General features: G+C 24.1%; 13 protein-coding genes. 5 read left to right on the forward strand and 8 right to left on the reverse strand.

The features are described from left to right. Nucleotides 1-130 precede the first annotated feature (130 nt). A complete protein-coding gene (locus RRG59_RS00985; protein WP_322902514.1) occupies nt 131-4,543 on the reverse strand; it encodes a hypothetical protein in 4,413 nt (1,470 codons plus the stop codon). 192 nt (nt 4,544-4,735) lie between these two features. On the opposite strand from RRG59_RS00985, the gene RRG59_RS00990 reads away from it, so the two are divergent. Together RRG59_RS00990 and RRG59_RS00995 are read left to right on the forward strand one after the other, a co-directional pair. Next, the gene (locus RRG59_RS00990) at nt 4,736-5,110 is read left to right on the forward strand and encodes a PTS sugar transporter subunit IIA (RefSeq protein ID WP_322902725.1); all 375 of its coding nucleotides are present in this window, start codon (nt 4,736-4,738) and stop codon (nt 5,108-5,110) included. 218 nt (nt 5,111-5,328) lie between these two features. Beyond that, nucleotides 5,329-5,493, forward strand: a complete 165-nt coding sequence (locus RRG59_RS00995; RefSeq protein ID WP_322902515.1) for a cupin domain-containing protein — start codon at nt 5,329-5,331, stop codon at nt 5,491-5,493. Nucleotides 5,494-5,782: 289 nt separating this feature from the next. Here the strand turns inward: RRG59_RS00995 and RRG59_RS01000 are convergent, their stop codons facing one another. After that, nucleotides 5,783-6,967: a phosphoglycerate kinase gene (locus RRG59_RS01000; RefSeq protein ID WP_322902516.1), complete on the reverse strand. Its 1,185-nt coding sequence runs from the start codon at nt 6,965-6,967 to the stop codon at nt 5,783-5,785. Nucleotides 6,968-7,128: 161 nt separating this feature from the next. On the opposite strand from RRG59_RS01000, the gene pyk reads away from it, so the two are divergent. The 3 genes from pyk (at nt 7,129) to RRG59_RS01015 (ending at nt 10,432) form a co-directional block, all read left to right on the forward strand. Beyond that, nucleotides 7,129-8,562: a pyruvate kinase gene (gene pyk / locus RRG59_RS01005; RefSeq protein WP_322900605.1), complete on the forward strand. Its 1,434-nt coding sequence runs from the start codon at nt 7,129-7,131 to the stop codon at nt 8,560-8,562. Between the two features lie 56 nt (nt 8,563-8,618). Next, nucleotides 8,619-9,035 (forward strand): hypothetical protein, encoded by a 417-nt coding sequence (locus RRG59_RS01010; protein ID WP_036431139.1) that lies wholly within the window; start codon nt 8,619-8,621, stop codon nt 9,033-9,035. 191 nt (nt 9,036-9,226) lie between these two features. Beyond that, nucleotides 9,227-10,432 carry a restriction endonuclease subunit S gene (locus RRG59_RS01015; RefSeq protein ID WP_322902518.1) on the forward strand — a complete coding sequence of 402 codons (1,206 nt, stop codon included), beginning with the start codon at nt 9,227-9,229 and terminating at the stop codon, nt 10,430-10,432. A gap of 76 nt (nt 10,433-10,508) precedes the next feature. On the opposite strand, the gene RRG59_RS01020 is transcribed toward RRG59_RS01015, so the two are convergent. The 6 genes from RRG59_RS01020 to RRG59_RS01045 all read right to left on the reverse strand — a co-directional run bounded on the left by RRG59_RS01020 (nt 10,509) and on the right by RRG59_RS01045 (nt 18,939). Then, on the reverse strand, nt 10,509-12,005 hold the full coding sequence (locus RRG59_RS01020) for an APC family permease (RefSeq protein ID WP_322902520.1): 1,497 nt from the start codon (nt 12,003-12,005) through the stop codon (nt 10,509-10,511). Nucleotide 12,006: 1 nt separating this feature from the next. After that, the gene (locus tag RRG59_RS01025) at nt 12,007-12,777 is read right to left on the reverse strand and encodes a Nif3-like dinuclear metal center hexameric protein (RefSeq protein ID WP_322902522.1); all 771 of its coding nucleotides are present in this window, start codon (nt 12,775-12,777) and stop codon (nt 12,007-12,009) included. 1 nt (nt 12,778) lies between these two features. Continuing rightward, nucleotides 12,779-14,215, reverse strand: a complete 1,437-nt coding sequence (locus tag RRG59_RS01030; RefSeq protein ID WP_322902524.1) for an RNA polymerase sigma factor — start codon at nt 14,213-14,215, stop codon at nt 12,779-12,781. Between the two features lies 1 nt (nt 14,216). Next, nucleotides 14,217-16,136 carry a DNA primase gene (gene dnaG, locus RRG59_RS01035; RefSeq protein ID WP_322902526.1) on the reverse strand — a complete coding sequence of 640 codons (1,920 nt, stop codon included), beginning with the start codon at nt 16,134-16,136 and terminating at the stop codon, nt 14,217-14,219. 18 nt (nt 16,137-16,154) lie between these two features. Continuing rightward, on the reverse strand, nt 16,155-17,495 hold the full coding sequence (locus RRG59_RS01040; protein WP_322902727.1) for a glycine--tRNA ligase: 1,341 nt from the start codon (nt 17,493-17,495) through the stop codon (nt 16,155-16,157). A gap of 109 nt (nt 17,496-17,604) precedes the next feature. Beyond that, complete coding sequence (locus RRG59_RS01045; protein WP_322902528.1) at nt 17,605-18,939, reverse strand: MAG3090 family protein; 1,335 nt, start codon at nt 18,937-18,939, stop codon at nt 17,605-17,607. Nucleotides 18,940-19,046 lie beyond the last annotated feature (107 nt).

Below are 19,046 nucleotides of genomic sequence, written 5' to 3' on the forward strand. Positions count from 1 at the left end.
AGTAAATTAGATATATAAAAAGACGATTTTCCCTATTTTATAGGTGTTTTCGTGTTTTTATCTTAATTAACTTAGAAACTCAGGATAAAAATTTAAAAATACTTGATAGTTGAAATAAATAACAAAACACCTAATAGCTAGGTGTTTTGTTAAATTGGTTTTGGTATCTTTCAGGATATAAATATGATAAATATCTCATTCTTTCATAGAATGAAGAAGTATTAAATGGTGTATTTCCATTACCTAAAACTGTTTTTTCTTGATTATCTAAAATAAATGCATATTTATTTGAATACCCATATTCATCAAGATCTCCAAGAACATGATGACCAGCAAAGTTTCCTTGAGAATCGTACAATCCACTACCAGAAAAACCAGCACTTATATCAACTGTTTGTGTGTTTGTAGTAATAAAAGGATGATCCATTTGAAAACATTTAAATCTAGCATGACAATAATTTGTTGAGTGTAAGTCTAAAATAGAATTACCTACTAAATATTCTCTCCATCTTTTCTTATTATCACCAACAGGTGAAAATTCATTTGATGTTTGTTTTGCTGGAAAACCAGCTATATAATAATTTAAATTAATAAAATTACTTAAATGCCTATTTAGTTTTGAACTATTTAATAAATCTAAATTAATTAAATTATGAATGAATTGGACTATTTCTTGTTCATTTTGATTTAAAGTTTGATTTTTGTATTTTCAAGAATTAGGTTTGTTAATTTCAAAATTCTCAAAAAAGAATTTAAAATTAACAATAGCTATAACATTATCAGAAAGTTTAGAAGTTCCGCTTGCTACTGATAAATCATTTTTTTTAAAACTATTTAGTTGTGGGTAATCAGCGTGATTAAAGAAGTTATTTATCAATTCAAATTCATATTGAACTTCATTATTTCATTTAGTATCATAATCACTTACTATTGTTGAACTTATATCATTTGTAGCAATATTTTTATCTATTACTCTAGGAACTTTTAAATCAAGTTGTTTATCAATTTTAGTTATTCAAGGATTATTAAATTTTTGAATTTCGTCAGCATTTGCAAATGTTTCTCAAACATGGTCGTTAGTTGTAACAAAAAATCTATAATCACTTGGGTCATTAGGTTTAACTTTGCCTAAAACAGTTCATGAACCACCATTACTTTTAAAAGTAAAAGCACGTGAACGGTATTGATTTATAACTTTATCAGTATTTTCTTTATATAATCTTTTAGTTGAATTTATTGGTTGAGATATTTGAGAAGTTAATTCATTATTATTAATTATTTGCTCATTAAGACCAGCGGATTCTTGATTTTTTAAAGGCTTTTGGGTATATATTAACTCATCTTCACTTAGATAATTGATTGAATATAAAACATTACTAATAAAAACAGATTTTGTATTAGATAAATTATGTTCTACAATCAAATCATAAAATTTAATATCTTCCTTAGGAATAATCTCAAGTGTTAAATTATTATTATTTTTTCTTATATTAAAACTAAATAAAGAAGAAATTAAGTTTTTTTGTTCTTGCAACTGTTCATAAGTCATAAAATCACTATACACATCAAAATAAATATTATTAATTTGATTTTGATTTTTTATAGCATTATATGGAATCCTAATATTTAAAAATGAATATTTACTGTAATTATTTTTATAATAATCCCTAACTTTTTTAAAATTGAAATCAAATTCAAATTCAAAATTTAAATAAATTTCATTTGTAGATAATTCTTCTAAATTAGTAATTTCTGACAAATCTTTTGTAATTATTGCTTTATTATTTTCAATATTAAAAACAGTTTTTTCTAGTATTTCTCTAGGAGCAAAGCTTTTTATAATTTGCGTTTTATCACTTTCATCAATTAATAAAAAGTTTTTAATCGGTCTGTTAGAAGTTTTGCTGAAAAATGTTTTATATAATTTATTATATTTTAAAACAGAGGATAGATTTTCCTGTGAATAAGGTATTAAATTTTTGGTTTCATCAGATAATCAAATGTTAATTAAATCATCTAGATTAAGGTTAGTTTTTTTAGTTATTAGGCCTTGATTATTAGAAGAAAATTCACTATTTTCTTGATTTATTAAATCATTTAAATTTGATTTATTTATAACATCATTATTTACAAAGTAATAATTTGTTTCATTGAAAACAACATTATTTACATAATCTTGAAGTGTATAAGGTTCAACAACTTTAATTGAGTTTAGTGTATATTTAACATTATTTAAAAAGTTTGATAAAGGAAATTTACTTAATTCATTAAATTTAACATAAACTACAGGATTATTAATAAAATTAATTTCATATTCAGATGATAAATAATCAACATCAAATTTTAATTCAAAAAATTTATTTTTAAAGATTTCAATATTTTCATTATTAAAATTAAAATCTAATGAACCAAAAATTTGATTATTTGTTTTATCTTTAAAGACTTTAAATGAATTTAATTTTAAATTTATGTTTTTTGGTACATTAAATTGGTTATTATTGTTTAAATAATACTCATTAATCTCTTTATCATTTATAACAGAATTTGTTATAACAAAGCTCTTAATGTGTTTAGGTAATAAATCTTGAGAAAATGATAGTGTATTATTGTTTTTATTTATATTTGTGTTTATTAATTTAGATCATCTGTCAAAGGGATTATTTGATTTAATTAATAATTGAACTTTATTTAAGTTATCAAATAAATTTGAACTATAAGAAATTTTAATTAAATTATTTTCTATATTAATTCTATTTAAGTCAAGTTTATATTTATTTTTAGCTGTTTTGAAATTATCTTTCGTATCATCTAATAATTTTATTTGTTCTTGGTCATTTATATAAAAATAATTATTATCTTCTTTAAAAAATAAACCTAGGGAGGTTAAATAATTATCCTTATTAGTTATTGTCCCTTTAAATAAACCTGTTAAATTATTTCCAGATAGTTGTGCAGATTGTATATGAAAGTTTTTATCAAGATATTTCCAATATATTTCTGGATAATTAGTAGAATAATCTTTTAAATAAATATTAGAACTGAATGATAAAACTTTATTACCATTTTGTGTTTCATCATATGCATAAAAATCAAAATTATTTAATAATTTAAAATTATCAGAATTTTGATTTTTATTTTTCTTAAATAAAAGAATTTTTTCTTTATTATATCTGAGAGGTGAATTGTTTTTTGTAATATTATCAATAATTATTATATTGTCATTTATATTATCTAAGTTAAACAAATATTGTTTGTTAATTTTTGTTAATGGTTTTGAATGCGTTGTTATAGTGTTGTTTGGATTAATAATCTTATAATTAATTACAAACTCACCATCATCATAAATAGAAAAATAAGCATTTATTTGATTGTCATTAATAAAATAATTATTTAGTTTATATTGGTCTTTAAAAATATCTAAATTCTCATTAACTTCATCATTATTCATATTATTAATAAAGTTTTTATAAACTTCATTAATTTCTATAGGCGTTTCATTAATATCTAAAATATTAAGAGATTCAGCATAATGTTTATGAATAGGATTTCTATTAGGGATATCATAAGACCTAATAAAATCATTTTCTGGCGGATTGCTTAGTGTATTAAAAGAATATTCTTTTGTTAGTTCAATTTCTTTATTGTTTAGTTTTAGTTTTGTGATTTGATATTTTGTATCCGGATTTAAATTATTAATAAAAAATTTAAAGTTATTTTTAACTGAAAATATTTTTTCAAAAATTAAACTATTGTTTAATTCAACTAACAAGGTATTTTGGTCTTGATTGATTTCATTAAAAGAAATTAATAAAGAAGCAGAATTATTAGAAATTTCATTTATTTGTATGTCTTGAACTGTTATAGTATTTTCTTTTTTATTATCTATATTAGTTATAGTTTTTAATGTTTGAAAAGTTAATTGAAAATTATCAACTTTAACAATAATATTGTTTATTTTAATTCAATTTATTTTGTATACAGTATCTTCTAATAAGTTATTTAAATTAATAGTTGTTTCTGGTTGATCTAAATTATAAGTATAAGTGTTTTGATTTAAATTAATTAGAAGTTCTATGTTATTAACAAAGTTTTCTAATTTAAGATTTAAATTCGCTGAGTTTTGAGTTATATTAGAAAAATTTAAATCTTTAACTGATACTTCTTTTTGTAATTTCAGAGTTTTATTAAATTTATAGTTTAATTCTAAAGGGTTTGTTAGTTCTTTATTATCTATAAATATACTTTTAATTTCATAAATTCTATTTTCTTCCAGATTATTAAATGCAAGAATTACTAAATTATTTTCTTTTTTTATTTCATAACTTAAATTGCTATTAAAGTTAATTTTTATATCTTTATTAATTATTTCCTTATTAAACTTAATCTTCAGTATGCTTTCATTTTCATTTGTTTCAGTAAATTCAATTTCATTTATTTTGTATTCTTCTTTTAAAGGTTCTTTACATGAAACACAAGAAATAACGCCTGTCACAGGAACGGTTAAACTAAGCATTTTAAATAAATTCAATCTCTTTTTATTCATACTGCTATTATACTTTTAATTTGAAAATAATTTTTTGTTTTTCTTGTTAAATTGAAAAATCTTTTTCAGATAAAAAAAGATAGCATTTTATTTATTTATAATAAAAATATATAAATAAATAGGAGGCAAAATAAAAATTTTTTCAAAGGAAACGATTTTCTTAGATAAAGAGTTTCATAGCAAAGAAGATGTATTTCAGTTTCTTGCTCAAAAAGTAAAGAAATCGGAATAACTAACAATCCAAATGAAGTTTTTGAAGCTTTATTGAATAGAGAAAATCAAGTTTCTACAGGTATGGAAAACGGAATAGCAATTCCTCACGGACAAACTGATGCTATTTTGGAACCTATATTATTTTTTATTAAATTAAAAAATAATATTGAATGAGAAACATTTGATGGTTCAAAAGTTAAGTATCTTTTTAGCATACTTGTACCAAAAACAAATAAGAATAATATTCATTTAGAAACACTTTCTAAAGTTTCAACAATGTTGTTAGATAAAGATAATTTAATTAAATTAAAACCAACAACAAGTGAACAAGAAATAGTTGATTTGTTAAATTAATATTTAACAAAAGAAAAAGAAGTAGTTCAATAACAAGGTAAAAAAGTAATTGGTATAACTGCATATACTGTTCTACAAAATTTTGATGAACCATTTATTTTAGGTTCAAAAACACAGGATATTAACGAGTTTAAAAGTGTTATTAATACAAATCTTGTAGAGATTTATTTAAATAAAATTAATTTAAATAACAAGGATTTGTTTATATTGATGCAGGAATGATTTATGGTCTTCCAGGTAATTTAATGGTCTTTGAATTACAACAATCATCAGATATTACATATGGAATTTATGATTATGATAGATTAGATATAAATTGTAAAAAAAGAGATATTCATATAAAAGAATCTTTAGATACTATTAAATTTAATTTAAAAGCATAAATTCAAAAAGAACCAGATGAGAATGTATTTTAAAAATAAATTATTTCAAATTACAGAAATTAGACTTAAAAAATCAAGGTATTAAAATAAATACTGATTTAACTAATCATTATATTGAACTAGTTGTTTTAAACGGTGGCGGTTTTATCAATGATATTCATATTAAAAGTGGAGATGTTTTATTAATTTTAAAAAAATCAAGAAGAATTTCATTTAAAAAGAAGGATAGATTTATTTTTAAGTTATGTATAAAATAAAATACCAATTTAAAATTGATATTTTATTATTCTTATTTGTCTTTAATAGCTAAAACAGCAGGTAATTCAAGACCTTGTAATAATTCTAAACTAGCACCACCACCGGTTGAAACATGTGAGAATTTATCTTCCATTCCTAATTTTTCAACAGCAGCCACTGAATCACCACCACCAACAACTGTATAACAATCTTTTAGTTGTGATATTGATTTACATACAGCAAGTGTTCCTTCTTTGTAGTTTTCAAATTCAGCAACACCCATTGGTCCATTTCAAACAACACATTTAGCATTTTTTAATGTTTCTTTAACTAATTCAATTGATTTAGGTCCTAAGTCAAGTCCCATGTATCCATCTTTAATTTCATTTTCTTGTATTACTGGTGTGACATCTTTAAATTCTGTTGCAGTAGCATGGTCAATTGGTAAAACAACTTTTTGAGAGTATTTTGCTAAGAATTCTTTTGCTAATCCTAAAAATTCATCTTCTACAAGAGAAGTTCCTACTTTTTTACCTTGAGCTTTTAAGAAAGTATAAGCCATTGCACCACCGATAATCATTTTATCAGCTATTTTTGCTAAGTTTTCTAAAACTTGTATTTTATCTGAAACCTTAGCACCACCAATAATTGCAACATAAGGATGTTCAGGATTTTTAATTGCTTTTTCTAATGATAAAACTTCTTTTTCCATTAAATAACCAAGTGCTGAATCTTTAATGTTTTTAGAAATTCCCACATTTGAAGCGTGTGCTCTATGTGCAGTTCCAAAGGCATCATTAATAAATACATCTCCTAATGATGCTCAGTATTTACCTAGTTCTTCTGAATTTTTACTTTCAGCTTTATCGTTTAAGTCTTCATAACGTGTATTTTGAACAAGTAATACATCACCAAATTCCATATCTTTAATTGCTTTTTCTAAAACTACTCCTCTTGTTTCAGGAACAAATATAACTGGTTTGTTAAGTTGTCTAGAAAGTTCAACTGCTACAGGTTTTAATGATTTACTTACTAAATCTTCTTGTGTTTTTACTCTTCCTAAGTGTGATAAAAGAATTACTTTACCACCTTCATCAGAGATTTTTTTAATAGTTGGTAATGCAGCTGTAATTCTTTTTGTAGAAGTAATTACACCATTCTTTAAAGGAACATTAAAGTCTACTCTAACCAAGACTTTTTTACCTTTTAAATTAAGATCATTAATTGTTTTTTTCATTCAAACTCCTTGTGAATAATATTATTTAAAATTATATATTAAATTTTTATATTTTAAGTTTTTTAAATATAAAGTATAGAAGTGGTTTTGTTTAATTTTCATTAATTAAAAATCTATTTTTTGATAAAATAAAATTATAAATATTTAATTTTAGGAGAATAATGAAACTTACTGATAAAAGAACAAAATTAGTTGCAACAATAGGACCTTCAAGTGATAATTTACAAACATTACGTTCATTAGTTGAAAATGGTGTTACAACTATAAGAGCAAACTTTAGTCATGGTTCACATGAAGAACAAGCAAATAAATTTAACTTAGCAAAACAAATTTCAAAAGAATTAAAAATTCCTGTATCTCTAATGTTAGATACAAAAGGACCAGAAATTCGTATTGGAAAAATGAAAGATGGCGCACAAGTTGTAAATGCAGGAACAGAAATTTTAATACATACAACAAAAGATAAATATGAATCATTAGAAGGAACATCAACAGAAATTACAGTAGCATATGATATGGCTCAAGATTTATCTGTTGGTAATCAAGTTTTAATAGATGATGGAAAACTTTCTACAGTTGTTATAGAAGTAGGGAGTGGTTATGTAAAAGTAAAAGCAGAAAACACTCATAAATTAAAAACAAACAAACGTGTTAATTTACCTGGTGTAGATTTCTCATTACCATTCTTAGCACAAAAAGATATAGATGATGTTAAATTTGGAATTAGTCAAGGTGTAAATTATATTGCTGCATCATTTGTTAACTCAGCAAAAAATGTTAATGAATTAAGACAATTATTAAATGAAAATGGTGGTTCACACATTCAAATTATTTCAAAAATTGAATCACATTTAGGATGTTTAAATATTGATGAAATTATTGAAGCATCAGATGGTATAATGGTAGCTCGTGGTGATTTAGGATTAGAAATACCTTATTACGATGTTCCATATTACCAAAAGAAAATGATTAGAAAATGTAGAGAAGCAGGTAAACCAGTTATAGTAGCTACTCAAATGCTAGATTCAATGGAAAATTCACCTCATCCAACACGTGCAGAAGTAACAGATGTTTATTATGCAGTTGAACTAGGTGCTGATTCAACAATGCTTTCAGGAGAAAGTGCTAACGGTTCATTCCCGCTTGAAGCAGTTAAAACAATGACTTCAATTTCAAAACGTGCAGAAAAAGAATTCTACTCAAGAAATTACTATGAAAGACAATTAGAGTCAGTTTGATCAAATGTAAATCAAGCAGATAAAAGAAATCAAATTTCATATAATGTAGCTAAAAAAGCAAAAGATGGAGATTACAAATACGTAGTCGTTTTATCAAGAACTGGTGAATTATTAAAACGTGTTGCTAAATTCCGTCCAAATACAATAACAATCGGTCTAGTAAATGATGAAAAATTATTAAACGGATTTGGAGTTTACTCAGGAGTATTTGTTTCTGTAGATTCAAAAGAATTATTCTTTGAAGTTAAAAAAGATACATCAAAAGCAGAATCTGCTTTATTACCTTATGGAATCCAAAAGGGTGATAAATATTTAGTAGTTGAAAATGATAAATTTACAGAACACGTAGTTAAATAATATAAGCAAAAGAACAATTTAAATTGTTCTTTTCTAAACAAATGAATAAAGAAAAAATGAAAAAATACAAAAAATTATTAATATCAATGTCATTAATTTCTACAATAGCAATACCAACTATTTCAATGTCATGTACAAACGAAGAAAAGAAATCTAATAAAGACAAATTTATAGATGCATATACAAATGTAATAGAAAAAGCAACAAGAAAAACAATTGCAAGTTTTGAAGCAGATGCTGAAGCATCAGCAAAAAATGAGCAACTTATTGCAAATACAAGAATGTCATTAAAATTACAAATGGAAAATGCTTTGATTGACGTTGAAGCAAACCATAATTTCACAAACGAATTAGCACAACTTAAAGGTTTAGAAAATAGTGATTATTCAGTTTTAGATGAAAGATTTATACAAAAACTAACAGAATTATTACTTACTATTAATGATAATAGTAAACCAAAAAACGATAAGTAATTTTAGTCAAATTAAATATAAAAGTATATTATACAACAAAAATATCCGGGTACTTCCGGATTTTTTTGATATATTCAATTTAATATTAATTTACTATCTAAATTTAAATTTTTAATAATTATAATTTTAAGTTTGTATTATAAACAGTTATAAATATTTATAATGTTATAATTAAATAAATAAGGGTAATTATGAAAAAAGTTTTAGTTCCATCTGTTAGATTTAAAGGGTTTGATGATAACTGAGAGCAAGGTAACATAGGAGAAGTTTTTGAATTAACAAGAGGCGAGGTTTTATCTCAACGCAAAATTAGAAACAAAAAGATGGGTGAATATATTTATCCGGTCTTTTCTTCTCAAACATTAAATAATGGTCTTTTGGGCTTTTATAATAATTTTTTATTTAAAAATAGTATAACCTGAACAACAGATGGAGCAAATGCTGGAACAGTTTTATACAGAGATGGTTTATTTTATGCTACAAATGTTTGTGGTGTTATGCTCCAAAAAACAAGCATAAAACCAAGTTCATATTTTGCACATGAAATAAATGTTAAAGTAAAAAAACATGTGATAAAAGCTGGAAATCCTAAATTAATGATAAATGTTCTTCATGAAGTGTTAATCAATTTTTCTAAAAATAAACTTGAGCAAGAAAAAATATCTATTCTTATAGAAAATATTGATAATCTAATCACCCTCGAACAAACTAAACTCAATAAACTCAAACAAATTAAAGAAACTCTCTTACAAAAAATGTTCCCGGAAGGTAATTCAAAAACACCTAGAATAAGATTTAAAGGATTTAATGAAGAGTGGAAAGAGGAGAAATTAGAAGAAATAGGACAAACATATACTGGTTTGTCGGGTAAAACAAAAAAAGATTTTGGTCATGGTAATTCAAGGTATATTACATATTTAAATATTTTTAATAACCCCATTGCTAATCTTAAAGGACTAGATAGAATCGAAGAAGACTGTAAGCAAAACAGTGTAAAGTATGGAGATATTTTTGTTACAACTTCTTCTGAAATACCAGAAGAAGTTGGAATTACATCGATTTGACCTTTTAAAGATAAGGAAAATATATATTTAAATTCATTTTGTTTTGGCATAAGTTTAAACAACATAAATAATTATTATATAAACTTCCTTGCATACAACTTAAGAAACAATGAACTAAGAAAAGACATAGTTTTACTTGCTCAAGGTATTTCAAGATTTAATATATCTAATAGAAGATTTATGAAACTAAATATTTTATTACCGAATATTTCTGAACAACAAAAAATCGGAGATTTCTTTTGTAAGATAGATTCCCTCATAACTCTCTACCATTCCAAACTCAACAAACTTAAACAAATCAAAGAAGGTTTATTACAAAAAATGTTTGTATAAGACTAATATCTGTATAATCAAAAGAAAGTAAATAAAGAAACAAAAACATAGAACCATTAAGTTCTATGTTTTTGTTTTAATCTTGTTGTTTTAACATAACTAGTTCATTAAATGATTTAATTAAATTTCTTTTATTTATTTTTAATTCTAAGTAGTAATTAATAAATGGTAATGATATAAAAGTAAATAAGAAGATTACATATAATAAAATTGGTAAATAAGCAGGTATTTTATTGCTTTGGTTATCTAAAAACAATCCTCATCCTGCTGGATTGGTTTTAGATAAATCACTTAAGAATTCTATGTTTATAACAACAAAAGCAATTTCTATAATAGTAATCCCTATAATTGTAGTTATAGCAGTTATATAGTATAAATATTTATTCATTTTTGTTGTTTCACTAAATTTGTTTCTTTTAATTGTATAAAGTAAAATAACAATTGCATAAATACTAAAAAAGAAAACAGTAGTAAAGTTTGAAATCCCATCAATTAAGATATCTGAATTAAGAACTATAGATGGAATAAATATAATAAGTGATCATAATGTCATTATTATACCCATATAAATAAATGTAGTTTTTGTATAACCAAATTTATTTTTTAATTTAGTTGAGCCAAACAACAAATTACTATTTATTAAATTTCTAATTTCATTTGTAAAACCAGAAGATATACCATTAATTACACCAAGTGTTGAAATAATTAAAAAGAAGAAAATAATTGGTGTAACATATTTAGCTGCAGATACACTAATAGAATCAGCTATTAATGTTCCTATAAAACCAGCATTATGGAATATTGAGGATAAAGCAATTAATGTGTATAAAATGGTTACAAATACTAATCCTATTAAAATAACTTTTGGTAATGTTTTAGACGGATTTTTTGTTTTATGTGATAATGACCCAGATACTAAAAATGCATCATAAGAAAATAATACAAAAGGTAATGCTGCTATTATTCCTTTAATAGTAAATGAATTTTTTAAAAATGCATTCATTCCTTCTGCATTGTGGGTATTTGGAAATAAAATACCAATAAATAAAGCAAAAATAAGAGGAATAAATTTAATAATTGTAACTATTGTTTGGAAATAACCACTAGCTACAGTTGATAAATAATTCAATATTATAAACATTAACATAATAACAAAACCAACTATTATATGAACATATATTGGTATATTTTTAAAATTTAATGTAGTTACAGTACTAAGAAACTGAAAGAATATTTCAGAAAAGAAAAGTCCTAATACAGTTGCTAAAATACCTCAATAAAATAATGTATAAGAAGTAGCAGTAAAATATCCAAACCTTGCTTTACCTACTTTATATGCTCAATTACTTAAACCCGTTAATTTTGTGTTTTTAAATGAACCAATTTCAGCAAAACTTAGAGCTGCTGTAATTGAAATTATTCCACCGATTATTCAAGCAAGTAATCATGATAGACCATCACCGTTTACTGCTCTAGATATACCACCATTTTTAAAGAAGATACCAATTCCTACTACAGATCCTATTAACATCATTAACGAAAGAAAGAATCCAATTTTTTTATTTTTATTCATATTATATATTCCTATACGGTTGTTTAATTTTCTTGACAATTACCTTTAAATCAGGTAATTCATTATTTAGTTGTTCTTGTAAATCAAAAGCAAAAACTTCTTCGTCTAAATGAGGGATTTCTAAAATATTTGCTTTTATTTCTTGATAATTAATTCAATCACTTCATTTTAAATCACTTGTAATAATTAAATCAATTCCATTTAAAACTAGTTGATTGATTTGTCCTATATATCCAGAACCACTTAAAAAACAGATTTTTTTAAATTTTTGATTATGATTGATTACATTTGTTCTAAATTCACTTAATAAAAGTTTTTCTTTTATTAAGTGAGAAATTTCATCTATAGTAAATTCTTTATTTATAGTTGCACTATATTTTTCAGAATTTATATCATAAAAATCAAGTAAATCTAAATATTTAACTATTTGATAAGAAGTACCATATAAAGCCCCATCATAATTAGTATGTAATGAATAAGAAGTAATTTGATGTTTTCTTAATTGTTTAATAATTTCTCTTTTATATGGTGCTTTAATATGTTCGTCTTTTAAATGTTCTTCAAATAAAAAAGGATGATGACTAAGAATTAAGTTACAATTGTTTTTGATTGCACTTTGTAAAACTTCAGAAGTTAAGTCCATAGCTAAAACAACACCAGTAATTTTTTTATGTTGTTGTGTTTTAACAGAATATCCAGAAGGGTCTCAAGGTTCTTTGTTTTGTAATGGATATTTAAGTTCAAGATATTCAATAAATTTCTTTAGTGTCATATTAATATCTTAAAAAGTCTTTTAAATTTTTTCCATATTTAGGACTATTTTTAAGTTTTCTTAAAATTTTATTTTCAATTTGACGAATTCTTTCTTTAGAAACTTTTCTTTCTACTGCTAATTCATCAAGACTGTGAACTCTATATCTTTGTCCATCTGCATCAGAACCAATTCCATAACGTCTACAAATTAGTTGCTTTTCATCATTTTCTAATTCTGTATCTATCATAGTTAATAACAACCCTGTTAATTCTTCATTAGCAGCAAAATCAATAGGATTAATAACTGCTTCATCTTTAACAAAATCACTAAAAGATGAATCGTTTTCTTTACCTACTTGTTTATCTAATGAGATAGGGTCCATATTAATTCTTTTAATATGACTTACTTTATCTGCTGTAAATTCGCCACCTAAACGATCTGCTATTTGTTGGATGGTAGGTTCAATTCCTAATTCATGTTGTAATTCGCGTTCAATTTTTGATACTTTATTTATTGTTTCTACCATATGTACAGGTACTCTAATAGTTCTAGCTTGGTCTGCAACAGCTCTTGTAATTGCTTGTCTAATTCACCAAGTAGCATAAGTAGAGAATTTATAACCTTTGCTTACATCAAATTTTTGAACAGCTTTCATTATTCCCTGATTTCCTTCTGAAATCAAGTCTATGAATGATAAGCCTCTATTTTTATATTTTTTAGCATTATTGATAACTAAACGTAAATTACGTAAAACTAATTTATCTCTAGCTCTTTTACCTCTAAAGCCACCTTTTTCAATTTCATTACATAATTTTTTTTCTTCAGCATCATCGAGAAGTTTTCCATACTTCCCAATCCAACGCATGTACCATTTTACAATATCATTAGTTTCAGTTAATTTATTAGTAAGATTTTTAGTTTTCTTAGTTTCTGCTTCTAAAAGAGTTGTTTGAGTACTATGGAATTCAAAGTTAAAATCACTAATATCATTATCATCTTCTAATAATGAATTATCATAATAATTTTCTTCTTCATCTTCTGCTTCTTCTTCCTCTTCTTCTTCTTCATTTTCGTTATCTTGAGGAATATCTTTAATATTATCTAAATCATAATGAATTTCTTCACCATTTTCTTCATCAGATTCAATAAAATCATCATCTTCATCAATTTTTTGATTGAAATCTACTTTATCATCTTCCATCTCATTTTTTTTATTTTTAGAAGTAAAGCCTTGGAAATCATCAAACGAAACATCATCTAAATCACCAAAATCAGAGTGATTTTCCATTATTTTTTCATTAATTAGTTCACTAAAAAATAAGTTTGAATCTTCTTCGTTTACAAAAATGTTGTGTTTATCCAGTAAATCAAAAACTTCTTCTTGCGAAAGAGTCTTTTTTTGAAGAATTTTCATATCTTTTTTTAATAACTTTATTGTGCTTTTAAATTCAGACATATTACCTCTTTTCTAATTTTATTTTGATATTTTTGTATTTTTCTATTGAGTTAATATAATTACTAAAAGTTTTAGGATTTACTGAACCTACTTCTAAAATAAAATTGTTATATTCTTTTTTTGCTTCTATAACAATCGGAAATAAAGGAATAGAAGCTTGCTCTTGAAAACCATTGTTTATTTCATTTTCTTTTTCTATTCAAAATTCATTGAATTTTTCAGTTAATTCATTTGCATTTCTTTGTTTTTTTATTTTTATAAAAGTTTTAAGAACTTCTGATTTTAGTTCTTTTATTTTGTTTTCTATATTTATATTTTCATATGCTTTTTGAAAATTTTCATAAATATTTTGACTAATTTTGTCATTAATATCTTTGTTAAAACTTCTTACTTTAATAAATAAATCTCTAATTTCTTCAGGTTGAGTAAAAAGATTTTTACAATTTTCATCTTCTAAAAATAAATTAGAAAAATCATTATTCATTATCATAAACATTAAAAATCTCAACCTTTTTAATTCATTGATTGATTCTAAAAATTCATCTTTATCTATGTTTTTGGTATTTTGTGGTAATTGACCATAAATATCAAATGCATAATCATCAGAACTAATAAATGAATTATTTAAATAAGTATTATCATCTATATAAGAATTTACTTTTAATTCATATTTGTAATCAGATAAAAATTTATATTTAAAATAATTTTGTATATCATTATCATAATAATTTAAATAATCAGTAAATTCGTTTGCAAGAGTTTTAATTGTGTTTATATCAGAATTCTGATTAACATTTAAAATATTTTTTAATGAGTTATAAATTCATTCTATTGCAATTTTAGAAGAATTTATTAATTCAATTAAAATATCTTTTCCATGTTCTTTTAAAATCTCGTCAGCGTCTTTTTCATATGGATTTCTGATTACTTCAATATTATTAATATTATTACTCAAAAGAAATTTTAAAGTTTTAAGTGTTGCATTTAAACCTGCATTATCGTTATCTAAAAACAACTTAATTTTTTTATTTTTTAACAAATATAAATGTTCTTTTGTTAAAGAAGTACCCATTAAAGCAACTACATTAAAAATATCTGCTTGATAACAAGCAATAACATCTAAATATCCTTCAACAATAATAATTTCATTAGAATTATTGCTTAATTCAAAGAAATTATGATAATTGTATAATAACTTAGACTTATTAAAAAAAATGGTTTCTGAAGTATTAATGTATTTAGGTAAATTCTCTTTATTTAAAATTCTTCCTGAAAAACCTACAATCTCACCAAATGAGTTTCTTATTCCGAACATAATTCTATTTCTAAACAACTCATTTCCTGAATCATTGATTAATCCAACTTTTAGCAGTTGTTCAGGTGAGTAATTTAATTTAGTAATTAAATAATTAGATAATGAATTATTTTCTGGTGCAAAACCGATATCAAATTTATCAATAATATCACTTTGATATATTTGTCTATGTTTTAAATAATTAATAGCATCTTGATTTTTTATTAATTGAGTTTTGTAAAAAGCATTAGCAGCTTTTAAGATTTCTAATAATTCTAATTCAGTTTCATTGTATTTGCTAGTGAAATTAGAATTATTTTTAAATTCTTCAAAGTTAACATCCATTCCAAGTTGATTTGCTATATATTCTAGCGATTGGATAAAAGACATATTTTCTTTATCTCTTAAAAACTTTATTGCATCACCACCTTTTCCACAAGGAAAACATTTATAAATGTTTTTGGTAGGATTTACCATAAAACTTGGACTTGAATCTTGATGGAAAGGACATAAACCTACATAATTGTTCCCTTTTTTAGACAAAGAAACAAAATTAGAAATAATATCAACTATATTTACTTGAGAGATAATTGAATTATATAATTCAGTTGGAATTGATTTGTTCATTATCCCCCTTTTTACAGATTATAAATATTTGTCTATTTCATTTATTGAAATTCTGATTTGTTCCATTGAATTTCTATTTCTTAATGTTATAGTTTGGTCTTCTAAGGTCTGGTAATCTACAGTTAAACACCAAAAAGTTCCTATTGCATCTTGACGACGATATCTTTTTCCTATTGAACCTGTTTCATCATAATTTACAGAAACACCTTTGTCAATTAATTTGTTGAATATTTCAAGAGCAGGTTCTGAAAGTTTTTTAACAAGAGGTAATATAGCAATTTTATATGGTGCTATGTGTAGCGGAAAATTTAATACTATTCTACTATCGTTTTGATCTAATTGCTCTATATTGTATGCTTGACAAATAACAGCTAACATTAATCTATCTAGTCCTATACTAGGTTCAATTACATAAGGAGTTATTTTAGTATTAGTATTTGGGTCTAGGTAATCTAAATTTTCACCAGAAGCTTTGGAATGTGATAATAAATCGAAATTAGTTCTGTTTGCAATCCCTAATAATTCACCTCAACCAAAAGGGAAGTTAAATTCAATATCTGTTGTACCTGATGAATAATGAGATAATTCTTCTTTTTCATGAGATCTGATTTTAATATTTTCAGAACTTAAACCTAAATCTTGAACAAATTTACTTGATTTATTAATATAATATTCAAATCAATGTTCTGCTTGTTCAGGCAAACAGAAAAATTCTAATTCCATTTGTTCAAATTCACGTGTCCTGAAAATAAAATTACCTGGAGTTACTTCGTTCCTAAAACTTTTTCCTACTTGACCTATCCCAAAAGGTAATTTAGACCTTGTTGTTCTTTGTACGTTTTTGAAATTTACAAAAATTCCTTGAGCAGTTTCTGGTCTTAAATAAATTTTAGATTTATTTCCCTCAACAACACCTTGTTGTGTTTCGAACATTAAATTGAATTGTTTGATTTGACTTCAATCAGTTTTACTGTTTTCATATTCTTTTAAATTTTCATTTAAATATTGAGTCATTTCTTCATTTGACATTTTCTCAGGAATTAAATTAGGATTTATTTCTTGAATTAATTTATCAGCTCTATATCTTTTACCATTAACTTTATTTTCAATTAAAGGATCACTAAAATTTCCTACATGACCACTTGTTATTCAAACTTGTGGATTCATTAAAATTTTGCTATCAATTAAAAAATTATTAGTTTCTTTAAGAATGAATTCTCTTTTTCAAAAATCTTTAATATTTTCCTTTAATAATGCACCTAAAGGACCATAATCTCATGTATTTGATAAACCACCATATATTTCGCTTCCTTGGTAAACAAAACCAAAATTTTTTAGGTGATTTACAATCTCTTGCATGTCTTTTTTCTTAGTGTTAAACATATTTGGTAATTATACTATTTTATTATTTATAAATAAATAAACTATTCTATTCTTTCATAAACAAAAAAACATCATAAAGATGTTTTTAGTAATATGTAGGTATATAACCTAATCATAATAAGAATACTAAAGCAATTAAGATTGAGAAAGCAAACGATAATAATAAAATTGTTCAGAATAGATATCAATTAGATATTGATTCTTCATCTTTTACTTTTGTAACCACAATTTCTTCTTGTTTTTGTGATACACCTGTATTAACAACAGCTGGTGTAGAATGTACTTCTTTTTCTACAATAACTTCTTTAATAACTTCTTTTTCTACTACAAAAGGATTTTCATTTTTAACTTCATCTTGGAAGTAGAATAAGTGAGTTTGAGTTTTTACTTCTTTTGCATAGATAGCGAATGTATAGTCTTCTTTAGAGACAAAAGCAACGTGTTTTTTATCAAATAAAACATATGATAATTCTTGTGCTAATCTCGCGTTTTCACCACAAGGTTTTACAAAATAAACAAAGTTTTGTGGGTTGTTTTCTACTTCGTTTGAAGCAACAACTAATTTAGATAGTTTAGAAATAGAATCTGAAAGAGACTTAACAACAAATTTGTAAACTTTTTGTAATTTTTCATCTAATAATTCTGAATTCAGTTCTTTTGACAATTCAAAAACATTTGTTAATTGTTTTTTAATAACATTTAATTCTTCAGGAGATGTAATTACTTGATTGTTAATAATGCCTGCGATTTTTTCTAATTTTTGTGAGTAAACAGCTAATGCATCAAATTGTGTTTGGAATTCTAAATCTCTTACATAAGCAAATTTAACAACTTCTTTTTTGGTGTTATCAATAACTTTAACAACTTCTTTTACTACTTCTTTAACTTCAACTTCTTTTTTAATTTTTTCTTCAATAATATGTGTAGGAATTTTAGAAGCTTTTTCTCTTAATTCTTCGTTTTCTTTTTGTAATGCCTCGATTTCTGTATCTTTAGCTGATTTTTTTCTTTCAATTACAAATTCATCATCTAGTGGGAAGTATGTTCTATGGTCATTAATTTCTTTAAAATCAACTACTGTTTTTAAATATTGATTTGCACCATTACTTCTAAGACCTGTTCCTGGGTCTACATAAAATTCTTCTAAAATATCTGATTCTAAAACATTACCATCGAATTTTTCAACATTAACTTCAAATTGGTATTCGTTTTCTTTATTTTCTGAAATAAAAATCCCACCAAACACTTTTTGTTCTGTTTGGAATCAAGTAGCACAATCATATCCTAATGAAATAAATCAATTCATTGCATCTTTACGTGATTTAAAGTGCGCTAAATTTGTTTTAACTTTTGGGTGTTTTAATATTCAAGGGTAAACCTTATCTTGGCTTGGTTTGTATAAACATAATAAACGTTTCATATGTCCTCTTTTTCTTTGTTTTATTTAATTTAATTTAGTTGAATAATTTATATTATTTTCGTTTAGTATTATTATATAATAATAAAAAATTTAATAATTTAAATTTT

Origin of the sequence: Mycoplasmopsis felis (assembly GCF_034647055.2) — a bacterium.
Lineage (GTDB): Bacteria > Bacillota_I > Bacilli_A > Mycoplasmatales > Metamycoplasmataceae > Mycoplasmopsis > Mycoplasmopsis felis.